The 16,100-nt window shown below is 68.4% G+C and carries 14 protein-coding genes; all 14 read left to right on the forward strand.

Annotation, left to right across the window (positions count from 1 at the left end; genetic code table 11):
- The first annotated feature begins 1 nt into the window (after position 1).
- The 14 genes from lepB (at position 2) to B5F79_RS07210 (ending at position 16,061) form a co-directional block, all read left to right on the forward strand.
- Positions 2–628 (forward strand): signal peptidase I, encoded by a 627-nt coding sequence (gene lepB, locus B5F79_RS07145; RefSeq protein WP_087219611.1) that lies wholly within the window; start codon positions 2–4, stop codon positions 626–628.
- 27 nt (positions 629–655) lie between these two features.
- Positions 656–1,567, forward strand: a complete 912-nt coding sequence (locus tag B5F79_RS07150; RefSeq protein WP_087219483.1) for a glycine--tRNA ligase subunit alpha — start codon at positions 656–658, stop codon at positions 1,565–1,567.
- Positions 1,568–3,664, forward strand: a complete 2,097-nt coding sequence (glyS, locus tag B5F79_RS07155; RefSeq protein WP_087219486.1) for a glycine--tRNA ligase subunit beta — start codon at positions 1,568–1,570, stop codon at positions 3,662–3,664.
- A gap of 60 nt (positions 3,665–3,724) precedes the next feature.
- The gene (locus tag B5F79_RS07160) at positions 3,725–4,132 is read left to right on the forward strand and encodes a kinase/pyrophosphorylase (protein WP_087219489.1); all 408 of its coding nucleotides are present in this window, start codon (positions 3,725–3,727) and stop codon (positions 4,130–4,132) included.
- 236 nt (positions 4,133–4,368) lie between these two features.
- Entirely contained in the window at positions 4,369–7,128 is a 2,760-nt protein-coding gene (gene ppdK / locus B5F79_RS07165; RefSeq protein WP_087219492.1) for a pyruvate, phosphate dikinase, read from the forward strand.
- A 123-nt stretch (positions 7,129–7,251) separates the two neighbouring features.
- A complete protein-coding gene (locus B5F79_RS07170) occupies positions 7,252–8,295 on the forward strand; it encodes a deoxyguanosinetriphosphate triphosphohydrolase (RefSeq protein WP_087219495.1) in 1,044 nt (347 codons plus the stop codon).
- Between the two features lie 55 nt (positions 8,296–8,350).
- The gene (locus B5F79_RS07175; protein ID WP_143786268.1) at positions 8,351–9,319 is read left to right on the forward strand and encodes a DUF6273 domain-containing protein; all 969 of its coding nucleotides are present in this window, start codon (positions 8,351–8,353) and stop codon (positions 9,317–9,319) included.
- A gap of 148 nt (positions 9,320–9,467) precedes the next feature.
- Positions 9,468–9,812 carry a 50S ribosomal protein L19 gene (gene rplS / locus B5F79_RS07180; protein ID WP_087219614.1) on the forward strand — a complete coding sequence of 115 codons (345 nt, stop codon included), beginning with the start codon at positions 9,468–9,470 and terminating at the stop codon, positions 9,810–9,812.
- 64 nt (positions 9,813–9,876) lie between these two features.
- Entirely contained in the window at positions 9,877–10,668 is a 792-nt protein-coding gene (locus B5F79_RS07185; RefSeq protein WP_087219501.1) for a ribonuclease HII, read from the forward strand.
- Between the two features lie 184 nt (positions 10,669–10,852).
- Positions 10,853–11,371, forward strand: a complete 519-nt coding sequence (locus tag B5F79_RS07190; RefSeq protein ID WP_087219504.1) for a YraN family protein — start codon at positions 10,853–10,855, stop codon at positions 11,369–11,371.
- On the forward strand, positions 11,371–12,861 hold the full coding sequence (locus tag B5F79_RS07195; protein WP_087219507.1) for a YifB family Mg chelatase-like AAA ATPase: 1,491 nt from the start codon (positions 11,371–11,373) through the stop codon (positions 12,859–12,861). The genes B5F79_RS07190 and B5F79_RS07195 overlap by 1 nt, the downstream gene beginning before the upstream one ends.
- Before the next feature lie 8 nt (positions 12,862–12,869).
- Entirely contained in the window at positions 12,870–13,820 is a 951-nt protein-coding gene (locus B5F79_RS07200; RefSeq protein WP_087219510.1) for a DNA-processing protein DprA, read from the forward strand.
- Entirely contained in the window at positions 13,804–15,135 is a 1,332-nt protein-coding gene (trmFO, locus tag B5F79_RS07205) for a methylenetetrahydrofolate--tRNA-(uracil(54)-C(5))-methyltransferase (FADH(2)-oxidizing) TrmFO (RefSeq protein WP_087219513.1), read from the forward strand. Before B5F79_RS07200 ends, trmFO begins: the two co-directional genes overlap by 17 nt.
- Positions 15,132–16,061, forward strand: coding sequence for a site-specific tyrosine recombinase (locus tag B5F79_RS07210; protein WP_087219516.1), 930 nt, complete (start codon positions 15,132–15,134; stop codon positions 16,059–16,061). The genes trmFO and B5F79_RS07210 overlap by 4 nt, the downstream gene beginning before the upstream one ends.
- Positions 16,062–16,100: the final 39 nt, after the last annotated feature.

The raw sequence follows: 16,100 nt of genomic DNA on the forward strand, positions 1-16,100 counted from the left end.
CATGGCGGAGCACCTGAGAGAGCGGCCCGACGCCGATGCCGGCGTGCGGGACGAGAAGGGCGGGGACGCCGAGAAGAACGGGCGCGCCCGCGAGGGCGGGTCATCGGGGATCCTCTGGTTCCTCGGGCCCGTGATCGTCGCCGTCGTGGTGGCGCTCTTTGTCAAGACCTACGTGGTCACCCCGTACGTGGTGCCCACCGGCTCCATGCTCGAGACCATCCAGGAGGGCGACATGCTCCTGGGGGAGTGCGTCACCCTGCACTTCCAGGACCCCGAGCAGGATGACATCGTGACCTTCCGCAGCCCGCTCGACGGCGAGACCCTCATCAAGCGCGTCGTGGCCGTGGGCGGGCAGACCATAGACCTCGTGGACGGCGAGGTCTACGTCGACGGGGAGCGCCTCGACGAGCCCTACACCGGCGGCAAGCCCACCTACTCGCTGAGCGAGTACGTGGGCTCTGCCGGGATCGAGTACCCCTACGTCGTGCCCGAGGGGACCGTCTGGGTCATGGGCGACAACAGGACCGACTCACGTGACTCGCGCTACTTTGGACCCGTGGACGTGGATGACGTAACATCGAGGGCGCTCTTCATCTACTGGCCGCCCTCCGACATAGGTGGGCTCTAGCCCCAAGAGGCAAGGAGAGATTCGGATATGAGCAAGGACGTGCTTACGTTCCAGGACATGATCCTCGCGCTCGAGCGGTACTGGGCGTCGTGCGGCTGCACCGTCATGCAGCCCTATGACTCCGAGGTCGGCGCCGGGACCTTCCACACCGCCACCACCCTGAGGAGCCTCGGCCCGGCAGCCTGGCGCACCTGCTACCCGCAGCCCTGCCGCCGCCCCGCCGACGGCCGCTACGGCGAGAACCCCAACCGCATGCAGCACTACTACCAGTTCCAGGTGATCCTCAAGCCGTGCCCCGCGGACTCGCAGGACCTCTACCTCGGCTCCCTTGCCGCCATCGGCCTCGACCCCGCAGAGCACGACGTGCGCTTCGTCGAGGACGACTGGGAGAGCCCCACCCTCGGCGCCTGGGGCCTGGGCTGGGAGGTCTGGATGGACGGCATGGAGGTCACCCAGTACACCTACTTCCAGCAGGTGGGAGGCATCGAGGTCGACCCGGTGCCCGTGGAGATCACCTACGGCCTCGAGCGCATTGCCATGTACATCCAGGGCGTTGACTCCGTCTTCGACCTGGTGTGGAGCTACCTGCCCGACGGCACGCCCATGACCTACGGCGACGTCTTCCTGGAGAACGAGCGCGAGTTCTCCGCCTACAACTTCGAGGTGGCCAACGTCGAGATGATGCGCCAGAAGTTCGACGACTACGAGCGCGAGTGCCACTCCTGCCTCGAGCACAGGCTCCCGCTCCCGGCCTACGACTGCGTCATGAAGTGCAGCCACGCCTTCAACCTGCTCGACGCCCGCGGCGCGATCTCGGCCACCGAGCGCGCCAACTACATCCTGCGCGTGCGCACCATCGCCAAGCTCTGCTGCGAGAGCTACCTCGCCGAGGTGGCGGGGAAGACCGATGACGGCGCCAAGAAGGGGGAGGTGGCCTAGATGGCAGACACCCGCGACTTCCTGCTCGAGATTGGCACCGAGGAGATGCCCTCGGCGCCGCTCATGAACGCTTCCGCCCAGCTCGGCAAGCTCGTCGCCGCCGGCCTCGACGAGGCGGGCCTCTCGCACGGCGACGTCCGCGTCATCTCCTCGCCGCGACGTCTTGCCGCGCTCGTCTCCTCGGTTGCCACCAGCACCGAGGAGATTCACGAGGTTCGTCGCGGTCCCGCCGCGAGCATCGCCTTCGACGAGTCCGGCGCGCCCACCAAGGCGGCCGCGGGCTTTGCCCGCAAGTGCGGCGTCGAAGCTGCCGACCTCGTTCGTCGCGTTGACTCGGACGGCCGCGAGTACGTCTTCGCGGAGCGCAGCGTCCCCTCGGCGCCCGCCATGCCCATCCTCTCCGCGCTTTCCGAGCGCGTCATCGGCTCGCTTCAGTGGCCCAACTACCGCAGCCAGCGCTGGGGCTCCACGCACCAGACCTTCGTGCGCCCGATCCGCTGGATCTGCTCGCTGCTGGGCTCTGAGGTCGTCCCCGTCTCCTACGCCGACGTCACGAGCGGCAACGTCACCCGCGGGCACCGCGTCCTGGCTCCCGGCGACCACGTCGTGAGCGAGGCCTCCGACTACGAGCGCGTCCTCGAGCAGGCCTTCGTTCTCTCCGCGGAGCGCCGCGCCGAGGCCATCCGCGAGGGCATCGCGCGCGTCGAGTCCGAGCGCGGCGGCGCCCACGTGGACACGCCCAAGCGCATCTTCGACGAGGTCGTGAACCTCTGCGAGTGGCCCACCGTGCTCGTGGGCACGTTCGACGAGGAGTTCCTCTCGGTCCCGCACGAGATCATCTGCGAGTCCATGCTCTCCAACCAGCGCTACTTCCCGGTCTACGACGCCTCCGGTGCGCTCACGCGCGAGTTCGTCGTTGTCTCCAATGCCGACCCTCGCGTCTCCGACACCGTCGTCGCGGGCAACGAGAAGGTCGTGAGGGCTCGCCTCGACGACGCCAAGTTCTTCTACGACGAGGACCTCAAGCGACCGATGGAGGAGTTCGTCGAGCGCCTGGGCACCGTCACGTTCCAGGAGCGCCTGGGCACCGTGCTCCAGAAGGTCGAGCGCATGGAGGGCCTCGCCGCGACCGTCGCCCGCCAGGCGGGGTGCGACGAGGCGGGCGTGGCCAACGCCGCGCGTGCCGCACACCTGGCCAAGGCGGACCTCGTCTCCCAGGCGGTGGTCGAGTTCACCAACCAGCAGGGCGTCATGGGCGGCTACTATGCCGCCGCGGCGGGCGAGCCCGAGGAGGTTTGCGCCGCCGTCCGCGAGCACTACCGCCCGCGCTTCGCTGGTGACGAGCTTCCCTCCGGCACGTGCGGCCGCTGCGTGGCCGTCGCGGACAAGCTCGACACCGTGTGCGGCATCTTCGCCATCGACGAGCCGCCCACCGGCTCCTCCGACCCCTATGCCGTGCGCCGCGCCGCCATCGGCATCATCGCGATGCTCCGCACCCTTCCCGGCTGCGACCTGCGCCAGCTCATCGGCCTTGCCCTCGGCGCCTACGCCGCGCAGGGGCTCGAGTTCGACCTTGACGCCGTCGCGGGCTCCGTCGTCCAGTTCTTCCAGGGTCGCCTCGTCGCGATCGCCCGTGAGGAGGGCCTGAGCCCCGACACCATCGAGGCCGTCTCCTCGGTGGGCGTCATCGACCCGATCGAGTTCATGGCCCGCGCACGCGCCCTCGAGGACGCCCGCCGCGAGGACGCCGAGACCTTCGACGCCCTGGCCCAGGCCTACGCCCGTGCCGCCCATCTCGCGGACGCCGCTCTGGGGAACCAGGTCAAAGAGGGCATGCTCGGAGACGCCGAGCGCGCGCTGCTCTCCGCCTGCGACGAGGGCTCGAAGAGCGTCAGTTCCGCCCTTGACGCGGGGGACTTCGCAGCCGCCATCACCGCTCTCGCGGGGCTCAAGACCCCCATCGACCGATTCTTCGACGACGTACTTGTCATGGACGAGGATACTGCTGTAAGGGAGAACCGCCTCAGGCTGCTCAACAGGTTCGTCGAGGTGTTCTCCGGGGTAGCGAACATCGGCGCGCTCTCGCGCAAGAAGTAGGGTACACGGCCGGCGGGGGAGACGATCCCCCTGCCGGCGAAAAGCAAAGGGGGACCTCAGATGGCCAAGCTCGATCTTGATGACGACCTCTTCGGCGAGGTCATTCCACTTATCTTCGTTCTTTCTGACGCCCGCGGTGAGACCGCCAACACCGTGGTGATGGCCGCGGCCGCCCAGTTCGGCGATGACTCCGTTGACATCGAGCGCCTTTCCAACGTGAAGGACGTCGAGGCCGTGCGCGAGTTCCTGGACGCCAACTACGACCCCAACCGCCCGTGCGCCGTCTTCCACACCTTCGCGAGCGGCATCCTCCGCAGGGAGATCCGGCGCGAGCTCGACCGCAGGGGCATCCCCTCGATTGACCTTCTGGGACCGGCGGTGACGGTCATCTCCACGCTCACGGGCGAGGAGCCCACCCGCGAGGTGGGCGCGCTGTACAACAAGGAGGGGGAGGCGGCCTCCAACTAGAAGGCCAAATCGGTTCCATGTTACTACCAGTGGGGTCTGGCTGCATGCCGGACCCCACTTTTTTCCGGCGAGCGTCCGCTTATCGACGGGCGCCGACCGAATATCAAATAATGCTTGGCTCTCACAAATGCGTTGCTAGAATGTGCTGAGTGCGCGGCATGCCAGCGCGCACGAGCTCGTGTAAGTGCGCGTCCCCGCGGGGGCGCGTCTGGACCCAAGGAAAGCAAGGGGTAAACATGGCAGAAAAGCACGTCTACCGCTTTGGCTTCGACGCCAACGGAAACAACGTGACCGAGGTCGCGGGCGAGTCCGTTGCCGAGGCCAAGTGGATCACGGGCGGCAAGGGCGCCAACCTTGCCGAGATGGCCAACATCGGCCTCCCGGTCCCTCCCGGATTCACGATCACCTGCCAGACCTGCGTCGCGTACTCCAGCGCGGGCAACGTGTGGCCTGAGGGCGTTCTCGACGAGATCGACGAGTACCGCAAGGACCTCGAGGAGCGCATGGGCAAGAAGCTCGGCGACTCCGAGGACCCGCTGCTCGTCTCCGTCCGCTCCGGCGCGCCGTTCTCCATGCCCGGCATGATGGACACCGTCCTCAACCTCGGCCTGAACGATGACTCCGTCCAGGGCCTCATCAAGCAGACCGAGAACCCGCGCTTCGCCTACGACTCCTACCGTCGCTTCGTCCAGATGTTCTCCGACGTCGTCATGGGTGTCCCCGGCCAGCTCTTCGAGGACGCCATCGCCGCCAAGAAGGCCGAGAAGGGCGTGAAGCTCGACACCGAGCTCGACGCCGACGACCTCAAGGACCTCGTGGCCACCTTCAAGAAGATCTTTGCCGAGAACGTCGACGCCGAGAAGTACCCCGAGGTGCTCGTCGACGGCAAGATCGAGTTCCCGCACGACCCGCTGGTGCAGCTGCGCCTCGCCGAGCAGGCCGTCTTCGGCTCCTGGAACACCGACCGCGCCATCCTGTACCGCAAGCAGAACAAGATTCCTGACGAGCTCGGCACCGCCGTCAACGTCCAGGTGATGGCCTTCGGCAACAAGGGCAACACCTCCGCCACCGGCGTCGCGTTCACCCGCAACCCGGCCGACGGCACCAACGAGCGCTACGGCGACTTCCTGGTCAACGCCCAGGGCGAGGACGTCGTGGCCGGCATCCGCAACACCGAGCCCATCGCCGACCTGCCCAAGGTCCCGGGCCTCGAGGAGGCTGGCAAGGAGCTCTTCCACGTCTTCGAGATCCTCGAGGACCACTACGCCGACATGATGGACCTCGAGTTCACCATCGAGCAGGGCAAGCTGTGGATGCTCCAGACCCGTGTGGGCAAGCGCACCGCGCTCTCCGCGCTCAAGGTCGCCATTCAGATGTACGAGGAGGGCCGCATCTCCAAGGAGGAGGCGGTCATGCGCGTTGCCCCCGAGCAGCTTGACCAGCTCCTCCACCCGCAGTTCGACCCCAAGGCCGACTACAAGGTCATCGCCAAGGGCCTCAACGCCTCCCCGGGCGCGGCCGTGGGCGCCGTGGTCTTCTCCTCCGCTGACGCCGAGGCCTACGCCGAGGCCGGCAAGCCCTGCATCCTCGTCCGCTGGGAGACCACCCCTGACGACCTCCACGGCATGGTTGCCGCCGAGGGCATCCTGACCTCTCACGGTGGCAAGACCTCCCACGCGGCCGTCATCGCCCGTGGCATGGGCGCGCCCTGCGTCTGCGGCGTCGACGCCCTCCAGATCGACGCGGTCAACAAGGTCTGCACCGTTGCCGGCACCGACATCACCCTCCACGAGGGCGACGTCATCTCCATCGACGGCACCACTGGTGACGTCATCCTCGGCGAGGTCGCGCTCGTCCGTCCGGAGCTCGGCGGCGACCTCCAGACCATCCTCGACTGGGCCGACGAGGTCCGTCTCAACGCTGACCGCGGCCGCGTGATCGGTGTCCGCGCCAACGCCGACAACCCGGCCGACGCGCAGCTCTCCAAGGACAACGGCGCCTCCGGCATCGGCCTGTGCCGCACCGAGCACATGTTCCTCGGCGAGCGCAAGCAGCTCATCCAGAACTTCATCCTCGCCGACGACGAGGCCGTCAAGGCCGACGCCGTCGAGAAGCTCGGCGCCGCCCAGAAGGGCGACTTCCTCGAGATGTTCAAGGCCATGGACGGCATGCCCGTCATCGTGCGCCTGCTCGATCCGCCTCTGCACGAGTTCCTCGAGGATCCGCGTGACCTCGACGTCGAGATCGCCAAGGAGGAGGCTGCCGGCAAGGACGTCTCCGAGAAGAAGGCCCTTCTCGCCAAGCTCGACTCCTTCCAGGAGGCCAACCCGATGCTCGGCCTTCGTGGCTGCCGCCTCGGCCTGGTCTACCCCGAGCTCAACGTCATGCAGGTGAAGGCCATCGCCTCCGCCACCGCCGAGCTCCAGAAGCAGGGCCTCAACCCCAAGCCCGAGATTATGATTCCGCTCGTGGCCTTCGAGGAGGAGCTCGCCCTCGTTCGCGAGGTCGTCGAGGAGAACATCAAGGCCGTCGCCGACGAGTACGGCGTCGAGCTCGACATCCCGGTCGGCACCATGATCGAGATTCCGCGCGCCGCGATCACCTCCGAGGACATCGCCAAGCACGCTGACTTCTTCTCCTTCGGCACCAACGACCTCACCCAGATGGGCCTCGGCTTCTCCCGTGACGACGTTGAGGCTGCGTTCATGCCGCTCTACCTCGACAAGAAGATCTGCAAGACGAACCCGTTCGCCACGCTTGACAAGGGCGTTGCCAAGCTCGTCAAGATGGGCGTCGAGGGCGGCCACGCCGGCAACCCGGACATCGTCTGCGGCGTCTGCGGCGAGACCGGCGGCGACCCCGAGTCCATCCACATGTACTACGACCTCGGTCTCGACTACGTGTCCTGCTCGCCGTACCGCGTGCCCATCGCCCGCCTCGCGGCTGCCCAGGCCAAGATCGAGTCCAACGGCGGCGCTGTCAAGGTCGAGAAGTAATTCTCGTGCCTACGTGCTGACCAAGGGGGAGGGGGCTTCGGCTCCCTCCCTTCTCTGTAAATTGGGGACAGTCCCCAATTTACAGACGGTGTGATGTCCCCACAATCCAGAGGGGAGGCGGGAATGAGGGTTTCCACGAGACAGGACCTCGAGCGCGCCGAGCACGAGAGGCTTTCTCCAGACGCCACGTTCGCCGACGGCTCGGTCGGGCGCCTGCGTCCGGAGGCCGAGGACGCCCTGAGGACCTGTTTCCAGTGCGACCGGGACCGCATACTCCATTCCAAGAGCTTCAGGCGCCTTGCCCACAAGACGCAGGTCTTTCTCGCCCCGGAGGGCGACCACTATCGCACGCGTCTCATCCACACGCTCGAGGTGGCGCAGGTCGCCCGCTCCATCGCCCGCCCCCTCGGCCTCAACGAGGACCTCACGGAGGCCGTGGCCCTGGGGCACGACCTCGGCCATACGCCGTTCGGTCACGTGGGCGAGCGGGCCCTCAGCTACGCCATCGCGCGGCACAGGGGCCTCCCCTCGGACGGCCCCGACTCGAGGCGGCCTTTCTCCCACAGCGAGCAGGGCGCGCGCATCGTCGAGCTCCTGGAGCGGGACGGCACCGGGCTCAACCTCACCCGCGAGGTCGTCGACGGCATTAGAAGCCACACCGGGAACGGCCGTGCCCTGACCCCGGAGGGGAGGGTGGTCGCGCTCGCGGACAGGATCGCCTACGTGTGCCACGACATTGACGATGCCAAGCGCGCCGGGCTCCTCGAGGAGGCCGACCTTCCCTTCGGCGCACGCGAGGTCCTGGGCGGAAGCTCCTCGGAGCGCATAGAGACCATGGTCCGCGACGTCGTTGCCGTGAGCGCCCGCTCCGGTGACGTCGCCATGTCGCCCGAGGTTCGGGAAGCGATGCTGTCCATGCGCGGCTTCCTCTTCGAGAACCTCTACTCCGTCGGCGACGCCAAGTGGGAGGAGCCCAAGGCCTATGCCATGCTCGTCGAGCTCTTCGACCACTTCGTCGCGCACCCCGACGAGATCCCAGGGGAGTACCGCCTGCACGACGACCCCGTAGACGTCCAGGCCGCCGACTTCGTGTCCGGCATGACCGACCGCTACGCGGTTCGTCTGTACGAGGACCTCAAGGTGCCCAAGTCGTGGAGGGGTCGCTAGCCCCCTCGTCCGAGCGTAGAATGGGTCTCTACCGATTTCGACGCTAGGGGTTCCCATGACGCAACGAGAAGAACGTGGGGGCGGCTGCCTCGTCGCGATTGCCGTGCTCCTTGGCCTTGCGCTCGTGGTCGCGGGCGCGGGGACGCTCTGGCTCGTCCTCTCCTCGCAGCCCGAGCCCCCTGCCCAGGAGCAGGGCGCAGCTAGCGAGCCGCGTGCCTTCGCCGACTACTCATGGGAGGAGCTCTCTGTGATCTCCAGCGAGATCGCCGCGGCTCAGAGTCCCGAGGAGGCGGCCTCCATCGCCGCGTCTCACGGCATTCACGTTGGTGACACTCGCGCCGTCACCCTCGAGGACGGGACCGAGGCTCTTGTTCGCGTTATCGGACTCGCACACGACGCGCGCGCTGATGGCTCCGGGAGGGCCGGGATCACGCTCCTGACGTCTCCGCTCGCCCTTCGCCAGATGTCAGGCGACGCCGCCAACGAGGGCGGCTGGGAGGCGTCGGACCTACGTGCCTGGCTGGCCTCCGACGGCCTTGCGCTCCTGCCCGACGAGCTCGCCGCCGAGGTCGTCTCCGTCTCCAAGGACGCCGCCAGCCGTCCCGTGCGCTACGGCTCCGCCGACCTCTCGGGCGCCGTCACCCAGACCAGGGACGCCCTCTGGGTGCCCTCGCTGAGCGAGGTCTGCGGCGACGTCACCCTCATGACCGACGAGTACGGGACGGAGCCGAGCGCCAACACCGAGTACGTCGACTTCGTTCCCTACGACGAGCTCCTCTCGTCCGAGGGCGAGCAGTACGAGTTCTTCCGCGAGCAGGGGGTATCCGGCACCTCCGACGCGGACCCCGCCCTCCAGATGAGCCTTGGCGGCAGTCCCTGCGCCTGGTGGCTCAGGACCTCGTACCCCTTCACGTATGGGGGCTCCTCCGAGCGTTACTGCTACCAGGTCATGACCTCGGGACTCCCTTCGGGGCTCGCCGCCGCAACCTCGGAGGCGGGGGTGGTCGTCGGCCTCTGCCTGTGACGCGCGGACGAAGGAAGAATGTCGAGAAAAACCAAGTTGTGTGGTTCTTGTCCGCTCGGCCTGCGTGCCGTATAATCACTCGCTGTGTGTAAAGCTATGTGTCGTTCGCGGGAGCGTCGGCACCTCTAGAGAAGAACGAGGTATGAGCATGGACTTCATCCGCGCCATCGAGCGCCAGCAGATTCGCGAGGACATCCCCGCCGTCCGCGTTGGCGATCACGTCAAGGTTCACTATCGCATCGTCGAGGGCGACCGCACCCGTGAGCAGGTCTTCGAGGGCGACGTCATCCGCATGAGCGGCGAGGGCTCCCGCGAGACCTTCACCGTCCGCAAGATCAGCTTCTCCGTGGGCGTCGAGCGCACCTTCCCGCTTCACAGCCCCAAGATTGCCAAGCTCGAGGTCATCCGTCACGGTGACGTCCGTCGCGCCAAGCTCTACTACCTCCGCGACCGCGTGGGCAAGGCCGCTCGCATTCGTGAGAAGCGCGACTAGTCCCATCATTCGCTCTGCTCGAGAGGCCGTCCCTTCGGGGGCGGCCTCTTTCCATGGAGGCCCCATGTCCACGTCATCCGCAAGGCCGACTTCCGCCCGAGAGATCGCCGCCCTCCTTTCCGATGCTCCCCTTGACGAGGCGCGCACACTCATCGAGCGCTACTTCGAGGACCCGCGCAAGCAGGTCGCGCGAGCTGTCGAGTCCGCGCGTCGGAGGGTCCAGCGCGAGGAGGCGGAACGCTCTCGCGTGCTCGGCATGTACGAGGCGATGCGCCAGCTCGGCGGCGGGGGAGTCGTGCTGGGCGTGGACGAGGTCGGCCGCGGCGCGCTCGCGGGACCGCTCACGGTCGCAGCCGTGGCGCTCCCCGACGAGCCCGTCATCTGGGGCATCAACGACTCCAAGCAACTCACCCCCGCGCGCAGGGAGGCCCTCGCCGTGCGTGTGGCGGACGTCGCGCTGGCGATAGGCATAGCGCATGTGGAGCCCGCCGCCATCGATGCCGTCGGGATGGCCTGCGCGCTCAGGCAGGCGATGGCGCGAGCCATCGCTGACTCCGGGGTGGACCCGGATGCCGTGCTCATCGACGGCAACCCCGTGCACGTGCATCCCCGCGAGACGTGTGTCGTGAAGGGCGACGGACGCGTCGCCTGCATAGCCGCGGCCTCAGTCGTCGCCAAGGTCACGCGCGACGCCCTCATGGTCGCGCTCGAAGAGGAGTATCCCGGATACCACCTCGCCGAGTCCAAGGGCTATGGGTCGGCCGAGCACATCGCTGCCATCAGGGCGCGTGGCTGCTCGCCCGTGCACCGCGTCTCCTTCTGTGGAAACTTCCTCGAGACGCCGTCGCTCTTCTGATCGCCACCCAGCCTCGCTCGCACGAATCTTCTAGCCATATCGCGTTGGAGTCCGGCACCGACGCCTGACGCGCTGCAAGCCCGGCTCGCTTGCGGTTCGTCCCGTGCGCGCCCGGGGTAAGAGTCGTGAGAGCCCGCTCTGCCACGCTTGTCCCACCAGATGGCGGCAAGCGAGGAGGGCGACCATGCTTGAGGAGACCGAGAGGACCTACGAGGACGCTCGCACGGGGCTTGGGCCCGTTTCTGCGTGCGAACCGAATGACGAGCCTGAGACGGGGCTCCCCGGGGGCGAGGAGGAGCCGCCCCGAAAGGCGGTGCGCGACCTCACGCCCCGCGAGCTTGGCATGAAGGGCGAGGACATGGCTGCGGCCTACCTGGAGCGCAACGACTGGTTCATCCTCGCCCGCAACTGGCGGTGCCGCTTCGGAGAGGTGGACATCGTTGCTCAGGAGGCCGACGACGATGACACCGTGGTGCTCGTCGAGGTGAAGACGCGCCTTGCCCTGGGGGAGCGTGCCGACGAGATGCCCGAGCTCTCGGTGGACGCCAAGAAGCGTCGCCGCTACCGCAACCTCGCCCACGCCTACATCGTCGACCACCCGGACGTCGATTCCATCCGCTTTGACGTGATCGCGCTCAACGTGGTGGGGGAGTCCCAGGCGCGGCTCCGCCATCTCCGCGGTGCCTTTGGGTGGGACGAGTGATGGGCGCGGGGTTCGGAGGCGTCCAGACCGCCAACCTCCGAGGCATCGATGCCGAGCCCGTGACCGTCGAGGTGAGCACCTCGGGCGGCATCCCGGGTCTGGACATCGTGGGGATGCCGGACTCCGCCGTCCTTGAGGCCCGCTCCAGGGTGCGCTGCGCCATCAAGTCGGCCGGCTTCGAGCTTCCCCGGCTCCATGTCACCGTGAACCTCGCACCCAGCGAGAAGAGAAAGTCCGGCACCGGGTTCGACCTGCCCATTGCGACGGCCATCCTTGTCGCGACGCACCAGCTTCCCCCACGCGTCGTCGACGGCTGCCTGCTCGTGGGCGAGCTCGCGCTCGACGGATCCGTGTGCCCCGTGCGGGGGGACATGGCCTACGCGGTGCTCGCGCGCAAGCTTGGGCTCTCCCTTGTCACCTCGGCGGAGAGCTCCCTCACCGGAGGGTGGGAGGGAGACGCGCGGGGGCTGTGGAGCCTGTCACAGCTGCGGGGCGGCGTCGAGGGGCTCAGCGCACTGGGGACGGTCGCCGGCGATCCGGTGCCCGTGGGACGCTCGGGGCTCGACTTCTCTGACGTCGTGGACCAGGAGCTCGCCAAGAGGGCGATGACGATAGCGGCCGCGGGACGTCACGGGATGCTCATGGTGGGCCCTCCCGGATCGGGGAAGACCATGCTCGCACGGCGCCTCCCGACCATCCTTCCCCCTCTCGAGCAGGAGGAGCGCGTGAAGGCCATGCTGCTGCACTCGGTCGCGGGGCTGCCGATAGACTCGCTCGCACGCGGCGAGCGACCCTTCCGGGCCCCGCACCACAGCATCTCGGTCGGGGGACTTGTGGGAGGGGGCAGGCCCGTCACGCCCGGGGAGATCTCCCTCGCGCACGAGGGGGTTCTCTTCCTCGACGAGCTCCCCGAGTTCTCCAGGACCGCGCTCCAGGCACTGAGGCAGCCCATGGAGGACGGGTCCGTTCGCATCGTCCGCGTGGACGGGGCCTACGTCTTCCCCTGCGACTTTCAGCTCGTGGCGGCTGCGAACCCCTGCCCCTGCGGCTACCTTGGCGACCCATCTCATGAGTGCTCGTGCCCTCCCGCCAAGATCGCTGCGTACCAGGCAAAGATGGGAGGCCCGCTCATGGACAGGATCGACGTTGTGGTGGACGTCTCGCGGCCGGCCTCGAGGAAGGTCATCCGCGGGAAGAGGGGGCTCGGCTCGGATGAGATGTCCCAGACGGTGCTCGCGGCGCGCGAGTTCAGGTCGTGGCGCGAGGCGAGGCTCGGGAGGGACGCGCGTGACCCGGTTGTCGCCGCGGACATGGAGGACGCCGCTCGCTCCGCTTTCGAGGAGCTCTCGGAGCGCCTGGCGCTCGGCGGCCGTGCCATCGCACGCGTGTCTCGCGTCGCCCGGACCATAGCGGACATGGGGGAGAGGGAGCGGGTGGGCGAAGGGGACATCATCGAGGCGCTGGGCTTTCGTTCGAGGACCTTGGGATAGGGGGAGCCATGACGGACGGCGGATGGGAGCTGGTACGAGGGGAGCGAGGCTGGCCTAAGACGCTCGAGGACCTGAGGGTCCCACCCGAGCGCCTGTATGGACTGGGGAGCGTCGAGGTGCTCTCGACGCCCTCTCTTGCCGTGGTCGGGGCGAGAAGAGCGACGCCCTACGGGCTTGCCATTGCCGAGATGGCGGCCCGCACGGCGGTGGGGTGCGGGGCGACGGTGGTCTCCGGGGGAGCCATGGGCTGCGACCACGCTGCAGGCGCCGCAGCTCTTCGCGCGGGTGGTCGCACGGTCGTCGTCTCAGGCTGCGGTGCGGACGTTGTGTACCCTGCCACCTCGGCGGATGTGTATCGGGGCGCCATGGAGCGCGGCGGCGCCATCGTCTCCGCGGAACGCTGGGGCGCGGGGCCCAGGCGCTGGGCCTTTCCCAAGAGAAACTCGCTCATCGCCGCGCTCTCGCAGGTGCTCGTTGTGACCGAGGCCGGCGTTCGCTCGGGAACCATGTCTACCGCAGAGGCTGCGGCTGAGCTCGGGCGCACCGTCTATGCCATCCCGGGGTCCATTTTCTCGCCAGAGTCCGCGGGAACCAACCGCCTCATCTCCGAGGGGGCCTCCGTCATAGCGGACGAGCAGGCGCTCAGCGTGGCGCTCTCCCTTGACTTCGGCCACCTCCCGCTGGCGCGCCAGGAGGGCGCGCGGGGGCACGGGCCCGTGGTCTCCGCACTTCTCGCCTCGCCCTCCCGCCCTGAGGAGCTTGCCGTCAGGCTGGGAGAAGACGTGCTGACGATTCTGCGCACACTCACGGACTACGAGGCAAGAGGAATCGTGGAGCGTCTGCCGGACGGCAGATACTCGCCCACGCGCACCCTCCTCTTGGAGCAGAATAGGGGGCCGAGAATCGCGTCGTCCGCCCTCGGGCGGCAGGAGGGGGAAGAGCATGGACCAGACCGTTAGCGTGGTGGGCGCCGGCCTCGCGGGCAGCGAGTGCGCGCTCCAGCTGGCGATGAGGGGCGTTCGCGTGCGCCTCTTCGAGCAGAGGCCCGCCCATCCCTCTCCAGCGCACCACACGGACCGGTTCGCCGAGCTCGTGTGCTCCAACTCGCTCAAGTCCACCAAGGAGGACAGCGCGGCCGGCCTGCTCAAGCACGAGCTCGACCGGATGGGATCGGCGCTTCTGCCCATTGCGCGCACGTGCTCCGTCCCTGCCGGCGGGGCGCTCGCGGTCGACCGCGACGCCTTCTCCACCGCGGTCACCGAGCGCGTCACGGCAGACCCGCTCATCGAGGTCGTCCGCGAGGAGGTCACGAGCGTGCCCGAGGGGCCCTGCGTCATAGCGGCGGGTCCGCTCTGCTCCGACGCCCTCTTTGAGGCGGTCTCCGCGGCGGTGGGGGGCGAGCGGATGAGCTTCTTCGACGCGGCCGCCCCCATCGTGGACGCCGAGAGCATCGACCGCGCCGTCGTCTTCGAGCAGTCCCGCTACGGCGAGTCTGGCACGGGCGACTACCTCAACTGCCCCATGACGCGCGAGGAGTACGAGGCCTTCATGGACGCCCTGCTCTCTGCGGAGCGCGTGATAGCCCGGGACTTCGAGCAGGCGGACCTCTTCTGCGCCTGTCAGCCCGTCGAGGAGGTCGCCCGGACGGGGCGCGACTCGCTGCGCTTTGGCGCGCTCAAGCCCGTGGGGCTCACGGACCCGCGCACCGGCAGGCGCCCCTGGGCGGCGGTGCAGCTCCGCGCCGAGACCTCGTCTCGCGCGGCATACAACATGGTTGGCTTCCAGACGAACCTCACCTGGCCCGAGCAGCGACGGGTCTTTCGCATGGTCCCCGGCCTGAAGGGGGCCGAGTTCCTCCGCTACGGCGTCATGCACAGGAACTCCTTCGTGGACGCCCCCCACGCGCTCGACCGCACCTTCGCCATACCCGGGACGCAGGTGAGGCTCGCAGGCCAGATCACGGGCACCGAGGGCTACGTCGAGGCCATCGCGTCCGGTCTTCTTGGCGCGCTCAACACGTACGCCGCGCTCACGGGTGCGCCGGCCGTGATCCTTCCCCTGACGGGGGCGCTCGGCTCCCTCGCTGCCTACGCCACCGACCCGGCGACCAGCAGTTACCAGCCCATGCACGTGAACTTCGGGCTCTTCCCGCCGCTCGAGGAGCACATCAGGAACAAGGCCGAGCGCAGGGCGGCGATGGTCACGCGCGCCCGCGCCGACCTCGACGCCTACCTGGCCGGCAGGCCCGACCTCGCCTGTGCGGGTAGGTCATGACAGTCTGTGTCTCCGCCGGGGACGGCGGGAGGCGTCCCTCCGAGCTCGCAGAGCGCTTCTGCGACCACCTCGCCCGCGTGAGGGGGCTCTCCGAGAACACCGTGCGCTCGTACCGCGCCGACCTCGCCGCCTTTTGCGCGTGGTGCGGGAGACGACACGTCGACTTCCTCTTCGTCACGCACCGAGAGCTCAGGGGGTACCTCGCAGAGCTCACTCGCGCCGGGTACTCGTCGCGCACCGTCAACCGGCATCTCTCCGCCCTGAGGGGGTTCTACCGCTGGCTCGAGCGCGAGGGGCTTTGCGGCTCCGAGGCAGCGGCCGCGCTCGCGAGCCCCAAGGTCGCCCGCTCGCTCCCCCGTACGATGTCCGACGCGGACGTCCGCGTCCTTCTCGCCACCTGCGACGACTCCGACCCCGCCGGGCTCAGGGACCGTGCGCTGCTCGAGCTGCTGTACGCTACGGGCGCCCGCATTTCGGAGGCGGCCGGGCTCAGCGTCTCAGACGTCGACCTCCGCGCGCGGCAGGTGCGGCTCTTTGGCAAGGGCTCCAAGGAGCGCGTCGTCCCCGTCTACGAGGCGGCGCTCGACTGGGTGGCGCGCTACCTGGGGGAGGGAAGGCCTAGGCTCGCCGCGAGGTCGAAGGCGCCCACCGAGGCGCTCTTCCTCTCCGTCCGCGGCAACCCCATGTCCGCCGACGCCCTGCGCACGCGCTTCGAGGCGCACGTGCGTCTCGCCGGCCTCGACCCGGAGCTCACGCCTCACGCGATGAGGCACACCTTTGCGACCGAGCTCCTCACGGGGGGCGCGGACCTCAGGAGCGTTCAGGAGCTGCTGGGACACGAGAGCCTCTCCACCACGCAGGTCTACACGCACCTCTCCGTGGAGCGCCTGCGCGAGGCCGCCGCGAGGTCCCATCCCCGCTCGTAGAGCGGGTATGGAGACGTTTTGGGCACTCGACAAGCGCGG

The sequence above is a fragment of the Olsenella sp. An285 genome (assembly GCF_002159625.1).
Lineage (GTDB): Bacteria > Actinomycetota > Coriobacteriia > Coriobacteriales > Atopobiaceae > Thermophilibacter > Thermophilibacter avicola.

Coding starts and splice junctions, on each gene's coding strand:
- lepB (WP_087219611.1), top strand. CDS start 2: ATGGCGGAGCACCTGAGAGAGCGGCCCGACGCCGATGCCGGCGTGCGG.
- B5F79_RS07150 (WP_087219483.1), top strand. CDS start 656: ATGAGCAAGGACGTGCTTACGTTCCAGGACATGATCCTCGCGCTCGAG.
- glyS (WP_087219486.1), top strand. CDS start 1,568: ATGGCAGACACCCGCGACTTCCTGCTCGAGATTGGCACCGAGGAGATG.
- B5F79_RS07160 (WP_087219489.1), top strand. CDS start 3,725: ATGGCCAAGCTCGATCTTGATGACGACCTCTTCGGCGAGGTCATTCCA.
- ppdK (WP_087219492.1), top strand. CDS start 4,369: ATGGCAGAAAAGCACGTCTACCGCTTTGGCTTCGACGCCAACGGAAAC.
- B5F79_RS07170 (WP_087219495.1), top strand. CDS start 7,252: ATGAGGGTTTCCACGAGACAGGACCTCGAGCGCGCCGAGCACGAGAGG.
- B5F79_RS07175 (WP_143786268.1), top strand. CDS start 8,351: ATGACGCAACGAGAAGAACGTGGGGGCGGCTGCCTCGTCGCGATTGCC.
- rplS (WP_087219614.1), top strand. CDS start 9,468: ATGGACTTCATCCGCGCCATCGAGCGCCAGCAGATTCGCGAGGACATC.
- B5F79_RS07185 (WP_087219501.1), top strand. CDS start 9,877: ATGTCCACGTCATCCGCAAGGCCGACTTCCGCCCGAGAGATCGCCGCC.
- B5F79_RS07190 (WP_087219504.1), top strand. CDS start 10,853: ATGCTTGAGGAGACCGAGAGGACCTACGAGGACGCTCGCACGGGGCTT.
- B5F79_RS07195 (WP_087219507.1), top strand. CDS start 11,371: ATGGGCGCGGGGTTCGGAGGCGTCCAGACCGCCAACCTCCGAGGCATC.
- B5F79_RS07200 (WP_087219510.1), top strand. CDS start 12,870: ATGACGGACGGCGGATGGGAGCTGGTACGAGGGGAGCGAGGCTGGCCT.
- trmFO (WP_087219513.1), top strand. CDS start 13,804: ATGGACCAGACCGTTAGCGTGGTGGGCGCCGGCCTCGCGGGCAGCGAG.
- B5F79_RS07210 (WP_087219516.1), top strand. CDS start 15,132: ATGACAGTCTGTGTCTCCGCCGGGGACGGCGGGAGGCGTCCCTCCGAG.